The sequence below is a fragment of the Sphingobacterium sp. genome, from assembly GCF_039596235.1.
Classification (GTDB): Bacteria; Bacteroidota; Bacteroidia; order Sphingobacteriales; family Sphingobacteriaceae; genus Sphingobacterium.
The window spans coordinates 503,235-519,376 of the sequence record NZ_JBCNKE010000001.1 but is presented as its reverse complement, the minus strand read 5'-3'; the positions used below and the strand labels follow the sequence as shown (position 1 = coordinate 519,376).

Sequence of the window (16,142 nt, the reverse complement as noted above, 5' to 3'; positions counted from 1 at the left end):
TTTCAGTTGTCATCCATGTTACGGTCAACCTCTAATAAAAAAAGCAATTTGCTGATGGCAGGTTTATGCCACTGCTCCGGCAGATCACCTTTGATATAAGCCAGGTCTTCATCTAAAATCAGCTGGCAGCCGTCCATTGTAATGCGAGCATACTGGCCGCTCTCCCCCTCTTTGCCAACTTCGAAATCAAAATATTTTTCAACTCCTTCGCTATTGGTCACCGGGATTCCTGTAAATGTGGTTCTATCTGTCATATCATTTCTTATTATTTTTTAGATATTTAGAAATCTCTTCCCTGCTATTACCGACCTTCTCAATTGCCGCTTCGACTTCCTGCCGCGATACGCCAAGTTCTTTTGCGATATAATCTACTTCATACGATTCGCTAATGGCGACCTGATTGCGGTCTCTTGCATCCTTTTGATTTTTATTGTCTGACATACTAAACTGTTTTTTGAATAGAACAAGCGCCAACACATACAGTTTGCTCGTTTTGACATATTAATAAAACAGTTAATATTCGACAACGAAAGGCATGTGGTTTATGTTTACCTAAAAAGTCCTGTGATGAAAAAGATGCCTGCTCATATAAGCCCGATGCTTTGTACCCTGGTAAAAGACCCCTTGGATAGTGAGGATTATCTCTATGAAGTGAAATGGGATGGTTACCGGATCATTTCATTTGTAGAGAAAGGAAAAGTACACATGGACTCGCGCAGCGGGCTTAATTACACGGCGAAGTACCCGCCGGTAGAAAAGGCGCTAAAGAGCCTAAAACATGATGTTATTATCGATGGCGAGGTCGTTGTATTCAATCAGGAAGAGAAGCCGGATTTTGATGCCTTACAGCTTTACAACGGGCAAGACAATCCAATCCGTTATTGTGTATTTGATCTATTGTGGCTAGACGGTCAGGATTTAAGGGACTTTCCACTGACTGAACGAAAGGAATTATTAAAGATGTTGGTGAAGGATAATGACACGTTCCGGTTCAGCGAAAGTTATGACGATGGCCCAGCCCTGTACCAACAAATGCTGGATTTAAACCTGGAAGGCATTGTGGCCAAAAAGAGAGATAGCAAATATCTCGAAGGTGACCGTGGAAATGACTGGCTTAAGACACCGACACGAAAACGGCAGGAATTTGTCATCGGTGGCTGGGCGGAATCTGATAAGGCAAGGTCATTTAAAAACCTTTTGTTTGGCGCTTATGAAAACGGGAAGTTTACCTGGATCGGACGTAGTGGCGGCGGATTTAAAGATAAGGAAATGCCCGGGATCCTTAAAAAGCTGCAGGCCATAGAAATTGAGGAGTCACCCTTTGTCAATAAAGTACTCGATACAAAAGGTGCGAAGACGCACTGGGTAAAGCCTCGGCTCGTAGCTAATTTTGAATTTGCAACCTGGACTAAGACGGGAAGGATTCGGAAGCCGGCGACTTTCCTCGGATTCCGCCTGGACAAAAAGCCTGAACAAGTTATAAGAGAAGTACCAAAATCAGCGGCTCCTATCGAGGCCGAGGTAGCAAAAGAAAAATCGACTTCTGCTAAGAATTCGGATAAAAAACCAGCGCCTAAAAAATTATTGAATAAGGACAGCAATTGGCAGCGTGTCGATGAATCCTTCGAAGGATCGGAAGTAACAGACTTTCATATGGAGCATTGCACCGTTCAGCTGCATGATATTGGACGGGAATTATGGAGGGGTGTAGCCAAAGGGGATTTGATTCTATACTATAATAAAATCGCGCCCTATATTTTACCATACCTGAAAGACAGACCTCAATCCTTGAATTTAAAATTAACGGCGGCTGGCGGCCCGACAACGTTCATCAAAGACGTGGAAAACCGCCAACCTGACTGCGCAGCAGTTTTCACCGACCAGCGCCGGGTTAAGAAGCCAGGCAAAAGAGATCAGATTGATTACCTGGTATGCAATAACGTTGAAACCTTACTTACAATGATCGATTGGGGATGTGTTGACATCAACCCTTGGGCGTCCCGCATTCAGCAGCCTGAACAGCCAGATTACATTTGGCTCGACCTTGATCCGACAGTGACCAAGAAAACCGAAGATCAGGGCTTCGAGCAAGCGATACAGGTAGCTATTGCAGCAAAGAAAATTCTGGATAAACACAAGATAAAAGGCTTTGTCAAAACATCCGGTAAAACAGGTCTGCACATTTACATTCCCTGCAGTGGTTTCACTTTTCAGCAGACCCGTATCATTGCGAATTCTTTGGCAGATGAGATCCATCAGCTGGTACCCGATATCAGTACAAGAAACGAAACCATTAACCATCGAAAAGGAAAAGTTTATATTGACGCTAATCAAAACGATTATGCTGATACATTGGCTGCTCCTTATTCCGTCAGACCTTATCATAAGCCAATTGTAAGCACGCCACTGGAGTGGAAAGAAGTAAAGCCTGGGCTTGATAGGTATAGGTTTACGATGGAAGAAATACTTAGCAGACTGGAAAAGTTGGGAGATCATTTTAAACACCTACTAAATCAAAAAATTGCTCTTTCAAATTCAAAAAAAATAAAAACAATATTTAGAAATTAGGGGCTTTATATTTTATAGTAAAACCTATTTTGAGATCTCTTGGCTCGTTAGAATTGTCCGACATTTTTCAGCAGCTTCAAAATCAAGGCTTCCGATTATTTACTCGTTACATTATTTTTTTTGTTTTGTATATATCGAAAGTAGCGAAGCAATTTTAGTGTCATCCTTATCAGGATAATCATACTGCAAAGTAAGATTTGAAGCATCAAGTTTAATAATGGTTGAGTCCCATTTTGTCTGATCACTGAATCTCATTAATAATTTATTGTCCTTTATTGAATATTTAAAATCATCCGTCTCTCCATTTCCTAAATAAGTTCCAACTCCGTTAGATTTAAATATATATGACCGAAATAATTCATTTCGCTCCATTTTCTTACCATCGGTATATACATATGTTTCCCTAGTAATTTCCCATTTTCCAAGTATTAATTTTGGGTCGAATTTATTTTTAGCTGTTACCCCCTTTGTGGTTGATTCTGAATCATATGCACTATGGTTTTCTGAGCTAACTTTATTTTGCTTTGATACCCTATTATCACTTTGGTCGCTGGATATTACGAAGTTTGTTTCAGACCATGAACTGCCTTCAATTTTAGGTAATCTTATGATATGACCATTCTTCATTAATTTGGGGGGCGCTACATTATTGACTACCCAGGAATATCCTACAATATATACATCATTACCCGAAACGGCCATGGAAAGAGGTTTGTAGATCAAAGTATCTGCCTCTTTGAGATTCGCGAGTAATTGTCCGTTTTTCCAACATTTACCCACATCAGTCTCATCTGTAAATCGGTTTGCATTATTGTCGTCAACACCAGCTACGTACACATCATTGCCTGATATTGCAACGCAAGTCGCCTTGCCAAGTATAGCGGAAAGACTTTCGGTCCGTCCGTTTTTCCAGTATCCAGCCTGTCCACTTTGCGTTGTGCCTACCGCATAAGCGGTGCCCTGAAGTTGGGCAATGGCAGACACATCTTTTAAATCACTAATTGTCTCTACTATTTGGAAGTTTTTCCAATACAACACTTCATGGGCTGTATTACTCCCGATAATATATATATCATTATCAACAGCGGCTATAAAAGTTGCAAAGCTATAATCCTTTTTACTTATGGGCAGTTCCACGGCCTGTCCGTTTTTCCAGTACATCGCTAAATCATAAGGTGTTCTACGATAGTCCCTATAGTACCCAACCACATATACATCGCCATTTTTGACAATAATAGAATAAGCCTTATTGAAATCTTTTTCACCTTTTGGTAACCTCACCTCCTGCCCGTTTTTCCAATATACAGCTTGTCCGCCGATATTGCCTGCTACATAAATATCATTCCCTGAAATAGCCATGGAAACCGCTTCAGCATCAGTCTGCCCATCAGTAAGTGCTACTGGTTGGCCATTTTTCCAGTATACAGCAGTGTGCTTTTGTGTATTTTCATTGTAACATGATCCTGCTACGTAGATATCTACCTGTTTTGGGCTGCTCTTTCCATTCCCTGAATGTTGTTTTGGCGCAGAAAGCCTAGAATTTTGAGCATAGGAAATAAAACTAAATAGAAAACTAAGGAGCGCACAGCATCGTAATGCGTGTAAAATAAGGTTTTTCATGGCGTAGTTTTTATACTACTAAATTTACGGAAATTTTAAATCAATATTCCAAAAAAAATCCCGATTTAATTATATACAAATTCCGCCTCCTACATTTACAATTGACTAAGCTTCTTGCCTAATATTTTCCCACCTATTTCTTGTCATTTCAAACTTAACCTCTTTATTGCCATACATTCCATTTTTTCCAACCTGATTTCGTATAGGATTCTTCTGTTTCATCGAATAGGACAATGCTTCTCTTACTGTTACTTCGGAATTTTCAGGATTAAAGCTTAACTCATTTCGGGATTCGAAAATATCAAAATTCTGTTGTAAATCTGAAAAAATTGCACTATCCTTTATGGTTAATACAGGGGCTTTGCCACTAATTTTAGCTGAAAATTCCATTAATCCAGCAATAGCATACAGTACAAATTTAGGGACAGAACCGGATACTTTGATTTACTGCGGTCAACGTAAATTTAGTTCTTTAAAGACTGCTTCTTTATACGTCTTTCCCAAAGGAAGATCTTTTATGTTATTCCTCATGACAACTTTGTCATGGGACACCGCTTTTATGTAGTTCAGATTTACAATATAAGATTTGTGAATACGCATAAACATCTTTGCTGGAAGCACATCGATCATTTTCTTTAACGAATTTATTGTTAAATACTCCTTATCGATTGTTTGAATCTTTATATACTCCTGGTCACCTTCTACATATTGAATTTGATCGTATGGTATTAAATAATTCATATTTTTATCTTTTAACGTATAAAACGTATTTCTACCTTTGTCAATATCAAGCCTTTGTTTTGAAAAGGTTACTTTATATCGAAGTAGAGATCTCATTAAACGTTCAAACCGATAGGGTTTTCAGATAAAATCAAAGACCTCCAGATCATACATGTCTGCTGCATGTGCAGCTTTATCAGTGATAAATATAAAATGTGGTTTCTTTGATAAACCTTTCAAAAAATCTATACCATTTAACCCCGGCATATTAATATCTGATATCACTAGATCGACTTCGTTTTCTAACACATAAGCCAACGCAGACATCGCATGATTAAAACTCGCTTTCAGATTACAAAAAGGAATTTGTCCGATATGTTTCTCAATCCCTTGTTTCGCTATTGGCTCATCTTCGATTAAAATACAATCAATCATAAAATTTACGATAAATTAAAATTTCAGATCTTGCGCATTATCGAGGAAGTTGCTAAAGTGAGTAGACACAATATAAGCCCACGCGACCATGAAATAATAATTATTAAAACAATTAGTGTGAGCTCGAATATATAGAATTTAATTTTATCTCGCAATGTAAAGACTGCTCGCTTACAAATTATCGCTATATATAATATAATTATTACAATAGCCAAATTTACTTTACTTATTGGCGCAATAAGTATGAAGGAATTTGATGCTAAAAATCCAATAGTACTTAAAAAGTAGTCTTCAAAGTATCTAAGAGAACGAAGAAAAAAACTAGCAACCTAAAATAAAAATGACCGAGTAAAATTTAATTAACTCGGCCATTTCACTATAGTTATTCTTTTAATGTAATGTATAAATAAATGTGTTTAATCCATTATTTAAAAGTCACTTTTATAAGTGAATTATCATTTTTACCAAATGTAGATTGTACACTGCGGGCAAAAAAAGGATTAGTGGAATTATCGACTAGCTTCATGCTCGGAATCATCGTTCGCGTTAATGTGATTTGATTTCCGTCTTTTGTTTCCATATGTAAGCTAATTTTGACAACATAATTTTCAGATATTCCCTGATTTAACAGAACAAATGGGCCATTCGGTTTAGTTCTTGTCTTAAATACCTCGTAAGAACCCTCTCCTTCACCTCCATCTTTTATTACATTGGTATCACTCTCATACAGAGTCTCCTGGCCAGGAATTTCCCCTTGTTCAGAAGTATTTTGGATGGGAACCAAATCTTTGTAATCATTTCTCCAACCTGTCTTCCCATTTAATTTTTCATAGTAATAAAGGTCAGAAGTGACATAATAAGAAGTCAACTTATCCTTAAGTTCTTGGCTTAAAACTACATTTATACTACTTTTATCTAGATAATATCTCTTTTCCAATTCGTAATATCCATCAACCGCTGGCATGCCTCTATTAAGGCCATATTGCCCTACCACAATTTGAGGAGTTTTTTCTATAGACCATACACCTATTGGCATAATAGATATCCTTGCCCAATCTGAAGCGTTATTCCCGCCAACATTAACTAGATCTCCGTTTAATTTTATACTTCCAGTAGTAGAAAATGATAGTTCCTGAATAGAAGGACTTTGCTTGTTAAATAAACCGATGAAACTGCCAAAAAGACTATTTATACCTCCTCCTATAATTGCTTTTACTCCTTCCTGTGCAATATTACCAATAATACTGGAGCCAATTTTAATTGGCTTAAACGCGCTTGATTTTTCCCCTATATTTTCCGTAATCCATTTTTTTGCCTCTCCGCCATAGCTATCTACTGTGGAATTAAGTGCACTTCTCACCGGATTAGTGGTATTATTTTTTATAATAGTTCCGGTAGACTGCGACGAATAATCTCCTTTTACAGTTAGAGCCGAAGTTGCTGTATTAAATGAACCGATTGAAAAAACTACTCCCTGATTTACGGCGTCTGCATCGTAATTTATTTCTGTCTCAAAACAATTCCAACCGCGTTTGATGGAGTTTACAGATTCGTGTAAGACTAGGTTGGAGACTTCAATGGAAGAACGGGACTTTTTAACGCTCGTTGGAATATAAAATAACCCTGCTGAGTTAGATAGAGAGTTAAGTCCTTCAAAATTCAGTCTCCAAAAAGTACGTAAATCACTATTTGTAATATCATTTTCCATATAATAGAAAACCCGAATCACTCCAGTGTACTGGTTTCTAAAGAGCAAATAATTTAGGCCATTATCTCCTAAGCCTAAGGTAGATTTTATTAACTGCCAGTCATTTTGGGGATCTAAAAACTGAACGCAGTCCCTCGGAAAATTGCCTATCACATCTTGGGCCCAAGGTAGTTTAACCGTTAGCCCTGATGACAGCTTTGTCTCAGTCTGATTTTTCCAATCTGTAAGTAGTGGATCATTTGTTAATAATGTCGAAGTCTTTGCCTTAGATATTACTGATCGGGAATCACCTTCTAAGATTTCCGCTTTTTTCTGGCAAGAGCTAAGCAAACTTACGGCTAGTAAAGTATACGTAATACGATTCATAAAGATTTAATGATTATTTTGAAATATTTAACTGACAATTGGAAAATCCATAGCCTACATTTTGTGGACATATGGAACTTAAATCATTTCTATTAATATATTTATTCAAGAGAGATTGGGGGATGACACCCTTTAGATTATTCTTTGACAACACGAAATAGCTGCTACTAGAACCAAGTTCTTCGGGAATATCCCCGTTCAATTGGTTGGAAGCCAGATTAACATCACAATTATTTAACGCAGCTAATTCTTTTGGAATTACTCCAGATATTTTATTTACAACGAAACTTAATTCTTTTAATTTTTGCAACTTCCCCAGTTCTTTCGGCAAATTTCCCGTTAAGCCAATGTTTCTCAAATAAAATTTCTCAAGGTTTTTTAAATTACCAAACTCGGGGTGCAATGTTCCTGCTATATTTTCACTGTTGCCAACGTATAAGTAATTCAGTTTTTCGAGATTTCCCAATTCTTTTGGCAGACCACCAGTAAGACCCGGATTCTCATCAATTTCTAAACTATTCAGTTGTTTTAGATTACCAATCTCGTTTGGTAAAGGACCTGAAAGTCCGGTTGTATAAATCCTTAGTAGTTGGAGATCTTTTAACTGCCCGATTTCGGAAGGAATTACTCCCGTTAATCTTCTTCCTGTAAGTCCTAACACCTTTAATGATGCTAAATCTCCAATTTTTGGCGAGATCTTACCCTCTATTTCTGACAAATTAGAAAACCAGAGTTCGACGACACGATACTCGTTGCCTTCCTTTGCTACCTTTACTCCTCTCCATTTGCTTACTGGAGTATCTGTGTTCCACTGATATTGTTTGCTCCAATACCGCCCCCCCATTCTTTCGTAGACATCCAATAGAGCAAGACTGTCATTCTGATTGAGTTTTGGTAAACCCGGCACAGGAGTAGTTGAGTCATTTTTTGAACAAGATAAAATGGAAGTTCCTAAGAAAATTAGCGCTGCTCCGAGTTTTGAAATATTAGCAAATATACTTCGATATATTTTCATAAAAGATTAGACCTCTTTAGGTTCGTTTTTAATTAAATTGACTATAACAGTTATTACTTACCCACCAAGATAAGGACATAAGCAGAAATATAAAAAGTTATTCTATTAACGTCACATTTTTCCCTATGAAAGCAGACTATCTCCATACAAAAAAACATTTTCCCTTTAGTTTCAAGCTGTTTTATTTAAAGCATTTTCATTTATAGAAATAAGCATTCGTTATAAGAGGCTATTTGAGAAAAAGATGGTTATAAGCGAGATGAGGAAGATACCGAAAAGTATGTGTTTTCTCCATTAAAGTGGTAGGATATTAAATAGCAAAAGCAGTATTTAGAATACTGCTTTTGTTAGTATATGTGTATCATCGTAAATTTACCTGTAAAGTGTTCTGATGACGAGTTAGCCGTTTTCCTTAAGAGCTTTTTGTTTACCGGTTTTATCGACAATCTTTCCCTAATTGAAAACTAGATAATCGTCCAATGCTTCATCTTCTTCATTTAGGATCAATGTATAATAGCCGACATTTGATTCTTTCGACAACAGATTCAGCCGGACTTCGATGACATAGTTTGCACTACGCATATCGTTATATAAAAATTTTATAGAATTCAGTTCAAGCTGGGTATCAGTAGCGAAGATAGCTATTTCATTAAATAAGCAAGAATTCTCTTCTTGTTTGATACAGCTGTGATAGGAATCGATCGCCCTTTTAAAATAATTCTCCAATATTTGATTGTGTACACTTTTTATCATAGCAACTTCTAAGGCTTTACATCTTCAATGCTAATGGCTCAACTGTCGTTGCAAGACTCGATCAGCCTAAACATCCTCTAGATAATCATAATGGTAGGCCAATTGACTCGTTTTACTTTAGTACAATTCAACTTCCCGATCTTCAGTTCTGGTTGAACTTTATAGAAACGGAAAAAGTACTGGCGAAATGTAGGCTTTCGAAGAACAAGATGTTTAATAATGACAAAAACTAGCAAATGATTTTTCTATTATACTAACTTACTAAAATTTGCAGGTTTGAAAAGCAATTTTATTAAAGAAAAAGACGAAGAACTATTACACATTTTTATCCCGGAACGACATTTGTTGCAGCTTGTCGCAAATTACCGTTTATGAACAATTTTAACATAAAATTCACCCATTTTAGGTATAGAGAACACCCTGGGGATCTATTTCGCAATACCGTCATCGTTCCGCTACCTCATCCTTACAATCAACAAGAGGAATTTTGGATTTGGTTCCATTAGCTTGTGTTAAGCTGATAAGGGAAGCTTTATTGGGTAACTTTTATTAAATTTAAAATATTATTTGTCATAGGCTATGTCAATGCAAATGGCTTAACATTATTCTATACCCAATGAACAAATTAATAAACGTTATTAAAGGAGATATCACTAAGATCGAAGTCGATGCAATCGTAAACGCGGCAAACAGCTCCTTACTTGGTGGTGGCGGTGTAGATGGTGCCATTCATTGGGCAGGTGGTCCAGCCATTCTGGAAGAATGTCGAATGATAGTAGCTAGACAAGGGGGCTGCAAAACGGGTGAAGCAGTTATTACCACAGCGGGCAATCTACACGCTAAATATGTCGTCCACACCGTCGGTCCTGTTTGGAATGGCGGTCAAAAGAATGAAGAGAAGCTCCTGGCAAATTGTTACTTCAATTCCCTTCGACTGGCTGTGGATAATAACTGTACAACAATTGCTTTTCCGAATATCAGCACAGGTATATACAGGTTTCCGAAGAAATTGGCTGCCCAAATATCGATTAACGCCATAAATCAGTTTCTTGAATCAAATACAACACTCAAATTAGTTACAATAGTTTGTTTTGATGATGAAAATTTACAGCTATTAAAAAAATTAACTTAGCGATAAGCCTAGGCTTTTGATGCAGAATGAAATCCTTTATCACAAATCAAACACACAAGCCAGACCGACATCACAAAATACCCACTTATCAGTGAATTACCCCAAAAAAGAATTTTTCGCTAACATCATGACAACAAGAAAAACAGCGTAAAATAATTATCTAACATTGATATTTCATCTAACGCATCATAGTAGACATAGATATTTTTAACATGTTCTATCCGGGATACAAATCACTGACTATTTTCGTTGATGCAGTAGAACCGAGAGAATATGTTTATTTTATGAGATTGAAAAATCATCCTCCTTTCCCTTGAGTGACAACTGCTTCAACACCTACTATTTTGACATTATATCCTCGTCTCCATTTTAATCAACCTAGTCCAAATTATAAAAACATTGCCCTCCTATCGCGCCACCACCATACTCTAAAACAAGCCTTTCATTTACCATAATGTGAGTGCAACCATCATTGTAACGTGCTTTTAAACTATCGGGAATTGGTTTGTCAAAAACGTTGAACGAATACATTCCCATTCCGCTTCGCTGAAAATTTATAAAGCAAGGTTCTCCATTTGAGACGCCAATACAATTTGCTTTATCTAATTTCTCCTTAAGAGTTTTTAAAGTTTCTGTTGTCCAACCAAGTTTTTGTATTAATGTGTCGGCTTTTTCCGAATTAATTTTCACATCCCAGTTACTTTCAAAATTATCCCCTTCCCCCACGTGAAAAACATGTAAAATATTGCTGTCGTTAAATTCTATTTGAACTGATTTGTCTGGCGGAGTTATTTTATTTATATAATTTTTGACTTCATAAATCTCGGTCCTTTTTTTCTCAAAGTTTTCTTTAAGCTCTGTTACAGAATAATCTTTGTCAAAGCCTCCAAAAGCAGCCATTATCATAACGATAACACCGACAAAGATTGCAAATCCAATCCCGCATATAATTAAAAATATTTTTAGAAAAACTTTCATTTGTCTATTGTGGAGTATCTACATAAGGCCATACCTCAAATGTACGCAATTGTAGAAATATGATGCTTAATTCATAAGTTAATTTTACCCGTATTTATTTCGCCGATATCTTGTAGCTCAAACCCCGCAAAACGACGACTTTGGAACACATGCGTAGCGCCAGTCAAATGGGCATAGCCGAATGAACGTCAAACTTACGGGCTTTATAGGAACATGAAGCCGAGTATTACAAGGTTAACATAAAATGGATCTTGATTTTAAAAACTATACACCTAGGATTTTCATTGACTCATTCCTGTATAGCAATTATTTTAGGCTGGTATTTAAAGTTGAAAAGAAATGATATGAATATCATCTGTCTACTCAAGGAGGTAATAAGGAACAGGTCAAATCACAAGGAACTGAGGATAAACTTAGAGAAGAATTTGCAATCTTCAATTCATGCAATTGAGTAATTATAAAAAGCTTCTCTCTTTAAATTAGAATGAAGCTTTTTTAAATTAGCGATCTACATCCTTAACCGCAATACATTTTAAAAAACAGTCTGTCATATGTTTAGGGGCAATCATACTTAACGAATACGTATTGCGTTAAAACTTTTAAGGTTTTTATCACTTCGGGGAAATATAGTAATCATGAATAAATCATTTAGATCACCAGTAAACTTAATAGGTGAAACCGAAACTAGCATTATATTACTTTCATCAACTAAAACTTCATCGGGATTCTGTTGAACAAATCTGTCATCAATCTTAAATATTACTCGTTCAGATTTTACGTTGGTATATTTATTTTTTAATGAAGACAAACTTATTAAAATTGGTTTATATCCGGGTTTTAGTTCAACCACCAACGATTTTCTTTTAGTACTGTGCCCTATCGAATTAATACCTTCGGCTTTTAATGTTCCTATAATATCATCCAAATAATCTTTACCTTGGATTTCAATCGTAGTATGCGCTCGATCATCAAGTACTTTGTAAACTACTTTCGGAACGGTATCCGTCTTTTTATAGATCTCAAGAGATTCTTGTCCATAGGCCATACCTAAGGAAAATGTTGACATAAGAGTTAAATAGAGTATTTTTTTCATTTATTATTGGGATTGTACAGCATAGGACTAAGATAGGATTTATATCCTAATAGACCTTATCACTTTCTATAAATACACTTCCTGACAAATAGCGCTACTCAACAGTAGCCAGTGCATAATCAATACCAAGAATATTAGGACGAACTGGCAAATAATTCATGTAGATCTGTTCCTGAATTAAATTGTTCATACGGAAGGTATCCGAGGAAAATAAGATCTATGTAAGCAAAATCAGAGAGATACCGAAAAGTCTATTTACAAGAAATTAATTGTCCAGTGTAAGTTTAGCTATTTCTCTTGTGATGTCCGTAGGCGAATGACAATCACAATTGCTCAATCCTATCACATAAATATCCTTGTCAGGAATATAAACTGCCATTGATTTAAATCCAAAAACACTTCCACCGTGTTCCATAGTTGGCATTCCATTGATATTTTTTAGATGCCAACCAAAACCATAGTCTACCTCCTCCCCACTATTTAGCTTATTTTTCTGGAATGCGCTAGCCAAATCAGATGCCCCCAAAAGTACATGATTTTTAAGCGCATTTTGCCATTTTAACATATCATCCACAGTAGACATAAGCGCTCCCGAAGAATAGGGTACACTAAAATTTATTACCGTTTTATTTACATAACCTGTTTTTTTCAAATGATAGCCATAGGCCCTATTTTTTATAACGCTTCTGTCTGATGCATAATAGGAATTGGACATTCCTATTTTTTTAAAGATATTTTGCTCAATATATTCCTGGTAGGTCAAACCTGAAGTTAATTCAATGATGTATCCCAGTAAAACATAACCTGAGTTATTGTACTCAAACTTTTCTCCTGGTTTAAAATCCACAGGCTCATTTTTGAAAAAATCCACCATCATCTGTGGCGTCATCTCTTTTTGAGCGATAGTTGAGATGGTCTTCATCTTGGTAAAATCTTTTATACCGGACGTGTGGTTGAGCAAATGTCTAATGGTAATATTCTTGCCATTAGGATAATCGGGAATATATTTAGCGATTGGATCTTCGACACTCAATTTTCCCTGTTTTGATAGGAGCAATATGGCAATTGCTGTAAATTGCTTTGTCATTGAACCAATCTGAAATACATTAGCAGTAGTCATTTCTACGCCCAATTCAAGATTGGCTTTACCAAAAGCCTTTTTATAAATGGGAACTCCTTGTTTTGATACGAGAAATACTGCCCCAGGATTATCCTCCATGGAAAACGTGCTTAAAATAATACTATCAACCTTGCTCTCAAATGATTGAGCGACCGAGAATGTAGAAAATAAGATAAAAAAAAAGAAGACCAAAAGTTTCCTCATAAAATACTTTAAATTGGACAATCAATTATACAATTTATTTTGTTCACATCAAAAAACGATGGCAAGAAGAGCCTAACATGGTTCTTACTATGGCGTTGGATCCATCCCCGCATCAAGGGGCACGTTTGATGATTATTCCTTTTTATAGCTATTAAAATTGTCCTGTATAAGTTTTGCGACTAATTGCGGGTTTTGGTAGTAAATACCATGTGAATATTTTGGGAGCAGTACAAGCATGCTATTGTCACTGTCTTTTAGCAATGCCGAATAATGCTGGATCCGCAATTGATCGTATTCTTTCCACCACGCCTTAAAATTGATGCCCAGATTTAGTTTACGGTCAAGCTCCTCATCGGGCAGTTCAATATTTTTGTTGTAGGATATGATCACTGTAGCAGCAATTTCTTTTTTTAGTGGCGGCAGTGTTCTATATTCATGAAAGTATCCTTTCGCATTGGACGCAAGGGCCCTGGCTGCATAAATGTGTGCTCCCGCACTAGAATTTTCATTTTTGGACATCTGTTCCATAATAATTTTTGAGATCTGCTGATAACTCGTTTTACTCTGCGAGACTACCTTGGCATCTTCATCCTCCTGCGCTGTTAACATAAAATCCGTTGGGTCCGAAAATACGAGTCCGCATACTTCATTAGGGTACTGGGCTGCAAAGAGACGAATATAAGGACCTCCAATGGAATGCCCCACTAACAAATAAGGGGGCTGAATGGACAAGGTATGTAAAAGGCTATGTAGGCGCGCCACCACCTGACGATCCGTCACAATACGGGAGTCAGGTTCGGAACTACCAATACCGCTGCGTTCGTATTGAATACTCGCGATGTGGCTGGGCAAAAGGGGCAAAATCGGATCAAATGTACCGCCGCCCAATCCCGCTTCGAACACTAAAATAGGTTCGCCTGCTTTCCGATTGGCAAGATTGCTGGTTTTATAGGCCATTTTTTTTCCTTCAACCATGACCGTTAGGCTAGTATTAGGCTGCGCAGATACAGCTTTCGTAAAAGCTGTACCTAGGAGCAGCAACAGCATTGCTTTGAATAGATCTTTCATACAGGATTAGTATGTCAACCTAAACATCTGTTACACTGGAGTTAAGTTTTTTTTACTCGTACCCAAATGAATCGCATAACGTGATGTCCGGATATTGATCGATCGGACATTATCGAAGAGACGGTAAATGGTACTCCATGGGAAAATAAGGAAGAAATAAAAAAAGCAAATGCCCTAAATGGTTCGTTATTTAACCAGAGTTGCTTCGAGCTCTACCTTTAAAGTTTCAAAAAGAGACTTGACTTCTAAAACTGTACTAGTCTGCTGTATTTTATTTTTGCAAAGCCAGTCTTGAATCACATCAAAGTTTTCAAAAAATGCTGTAGAATCGGTCGTGTAAATATTCAAACGAACGATATGTTGAGCTTCATATCCACTTAATTGAATAACTTTTTCAAGATTTTCAATAGTTTGAAAAATCTGCGTTCTCATATCAGCATTACTGGATATTCCATCTTCACTGATGGCACACTGTCCAGATATGTATAGAGTAGCATTCGCGTTTTTAATTTCAACTGCCTGCACATAATTTCTGGCATCTTGCCAGCTCCAAGGATTGATTATTTTCTTGTCCATTTCTGTAAAATTATTATGGAGCAAAGCTCAAAATATTTTTACATTCACCCGTGTGATAAACCTCACAATTTAATAAAATTAAGAAAACAGTCGACTTAATGTCTCTCTGGACACGCCAAGGTAAGAAGCAAGCAACAATTTTGGGATCCGTTGTACCAAGGCTGGATTTCTGTCTATCAATTGCTCATATCTTTCTTTTGCTCCAGAGGTTAAAAATGATAAGATCCGCTGCTGCGAACCGATATGGCCGGCAATTGATTTGCGTAGAAAAAATCGCTCCATACTTTGCAGATGATTGCACAACCTTTCGAAATTTTCCAGGGATAAACAAAGTAATTCTGTATCTTCCAAACATTGCAAAGTAAATGAAGCTTTTCCTCTTGTGTAAAAGGCCGAAACATCTGTTTCCCACCAATCTTCCATGGCAAATGATACAATATGCTCTTTTATATTCCTATCTGTATAATACAACTTCAACAGCCCGGACAATACCAAGTAGATAAAGTCCACGTTTTCTCCTTCCTTAAAAATACATTCGGACTTTTTATACCTCTTTTGAATAAAACAATCTTTTACAAATGCAAATTCATCTTCAGTAAGAGGAACCACTTTCTCGATATGTTCCCTTAACAAATTATAAATATCTTCCATTAGGTTCTAAGTGCCAATCCTGCTGATTTTGCTTTGTTTTATTTATGTTAGTACTTATTAAATATACAGCTTTATAATAAAGCCTCCATTACATTCCTATTAAAACTGCATTTAAGGAGATTATAAATCATATCG

The 16,142-nt window shown here is 36.6% G+C and carries 17 protein-coding genes; 2 read left to right on the top strand and 15 right to left on the bottom strand.

What is annotated here, in order from left to right:
- Positions 1 to 2: 2 nt before the first annotated feature.
- Together ABDW32_RS02150 and ABDW32_RS02145 are read right to left on the bottom strand one after the other, a co-directional pair.
- Positions 3 to 254, bottom strand: coding sequence for a hypothetical protein (locus ABDW32_RS02150; RefSeq protein WP_343558939.1), 252 nt, complete (start codon positions 252 to 254; stop codon positions 3 to 5).
- A 1-nt stretch (position 255) separates the two neighbouring features.
- On the bottom strand, positions 256 to 441 hold the full coding sequence (locus ABDW32_RS02145; protein WP_343558938.1) for a DUF3606 domain-containing protein: 186 nt from the start codon (positions 439 to 441) through the stop codon (positions 256 to 258).
- A gap of 126 nt (positions 442 to 567) precedes the next feature.
- Between ABDW32_RS02145 and ligD the strand changes: the two genes are divergently transcribed.
- The gene (gene ligD / locus ABDW32_RS02140) at positions 568 to 2,568 is read left to right on the top strand and encodes a DNA ligase D (protein WP_343558936.1); all 2,001 of its coding nucleotides are present in this window, start codon (positions 568 to 570) and stop codon (positions 2,566 to 2,568) included.
- A gap of 111 nt (positions 2,569 to 2,679) precedes the next feature.
- On the opposite strand, the gene ABDW32_RS02135 is transcribed toward ligD, so the two are convergent.
- The 7 genes from ABDW32_RS02135 to ABDW32_RS02105 form a co-directional block, all read right to left on the bottom strand.
- Positions 2,680 to 4,188, bottom strand: coding sequence for a lipocalin family protein (locus ABDW32_RS02135; RefSeq protein WP_343558935.1), 1,509 nt, complete (start codon positions 4,186 to 4,188; stop codon positions 2,680 to 2,682).
- A 105-nt stretch (positions 4,189 to 4,293) separates the two neighbouring features.
- Positions 4,294 to 4,578, bottom strand: a complete 285-nt coding sequence (locus ABDW32_RS02130) for a hypothetical protein (protein WP_343558933.1) — start codon at positions 4,576 to 4,578, stop codon at positions 4,294 to 4,296.
- Positions 4,579 to 4,641: 63 nt separating this feature from the next.
- On the bottom strand, positions 4,642 to 4,929 hold the full coding sequence (locus tag ABDW32_RS02125; RefSeq protein WP_343558931.1) for a LytTR family DNA-binding domain-containing protein: 288 nt from the start codon (positions 4,927 to 4,929) through the stop codon (positions 4,642 to 4,644).
- 120 nt (positions 4,930 to 5,049) lie between these two features.
- The gene (locus tag ABDW32_RS02120; RefSeq protein WP_343558929.1) at positions 5,050 to 5,343 is read right to left on the bottom strand and encodes a response regulator; all 294 of its coding nucleotides are present in this window, start codon (positions 5,341 to 5,343) and stop codon (positions 5,050 to 5,052) included.
- A 424-nt stretch (positions 5,344 to 5,767) separates the two neighbouring features.
- The gene (locus tag ABDW32_RS02115) at positions 5,768 to 7,417 is read right to left on the bottom strand and encodes a hypothetical protein (RefSeq protein WP_343558928.1); all 1,650 of its coding nucleotides are present in this window, start codon (positions 7,415 to 7,417) and stop codon (positions 5,768 to 5,770) included.
- A gap of 13 nt (positions 7,418 to 7,430) precedes the next feature.
- On the bottom strand, positions 7,431 to 8,432 hold the full coding sequence (locus ABDW32_RS02110) for a hypothetical protein (protein WP_343558927.1): 1,002 nt from the start codon (positions 8,430 to 8,432) through the stop codon (positions 7,431 to 7,433).
- Positions 8,433 to 8,885: 453 nt separating this feature from the next.
- Positions 8,886 to 9,185 (bottom strand): hypothetical protein, encoded by a 300-nt coding sequence (locus ABDW32_RS02105; RefSeq protein ID WP_343558926.1) that lies wholly within the window; start codon positions 9,183 to 9,185, stop codon positions 8,886 to 8,888.
- Between the two features lie 616 nt (positions 9,186 to 9,801).
- On the opposite strand from ABDW32_RS02105, the gene ABDW32_RS02100 reads away from it, so the two are divergent.
- A complete protein-coding gene (locus ABDW32_RS02100) occupies positions 9,802 to 10,317 on the top strand; it encodes an O-acetyl-ADP-ribose deacetylase (RefSeq protein ID WP_343558924.1) in 516 nt (171 codons plus the stop codon).
- Positions 10,318 to 10,695: 378 nt separating this feature from the next.
- Here ABDW32_RS02100 and ABDW32_RS02095 read toward each other — a convergent pair whose 3' ends face one another.
- The 6 genes from ABDW32_RS02095 to ABDW32_RS02070 form a co-directional block, all read right to left on the bottom strand.
- On the bottom strand, positions 10,696 to 11,295 hold the full coding sequence (locus ABDW32_RS02095) for a hypothetical protein (protein ID WP_343558923.1): 600 nt from the start codon (positions 11,293 to 11,295) through the stop codon (positions 10,696 to 10,698).
- Positions 11,296 to 11,866: 571 nt separating this feature from the next.
- The gene (locus tag ABDW32_RS02090; protein ID WP_343558922.1) at positions 11,867 to 12,388 is read right to left on the bottom strand and encodes a hypothetical protein; all 522 of its coding nucleotides are present in this window, start codon (positions 12,386 to 12,388) and stop codon (positions 11,867 to 11,869) included.
- A 265-nt stretch (positions 12,389 to 12,653) separates the two neighbouring features.
- Positions 12,654 to 13,712 (bottom strand): serine hydrolase domain-containing protein, encoded by a 1,059-nt coding sequence (locus ABDW32_RS02085; RefSeq protein ID WP_343558921.1) that lies wholly within the window; start codon positions 13,710 to 13,712, stop codon positions 12,654 to 12,656.
- A 132-nt stretch (positions 13,713 to 13,844) separates the two neighbouring features.
- Positions 13,845 to 14,780 (bottom strand): alpha/beta hydrolase, encoded by a 936-nt coding sequence (locus tag ABDW32_RS02080; RefSeq protein WP_343558919.1) that lies wholly within the window; start codon positions 14,778 to 14,780, stop codon positions 13,845 to 13,847.
- 186 nt (positions 14,781 to 14,966) lie between these two features.
- Positions 14,967 to 15,356, bottom strand: coding sequence for a RidA family protein (locus tag ABDW32_RS02075; protein WP_343558917.1), 390 nt, complete (start codon positions 15,354 to 15,356; stop codon positions 14,967 to 14,969).
- A 78-nt stretch (positions 15,357 to 15,434) separates the two neighbouring features.
- On the bottom strand, positions 15,435 to 16,007 hold the full coding sequence (locus ABDW32_RS02070) for a Crp/Fnr family transcriptional regulator (protein WP_343558915.1): 573 nt from the start codon (positions 16,005 to 16,007) through the stop codon (positions 15,435 to 15,437).
- Positions 16,008 to 16,142: the final 135 nt, after the last annotated feature.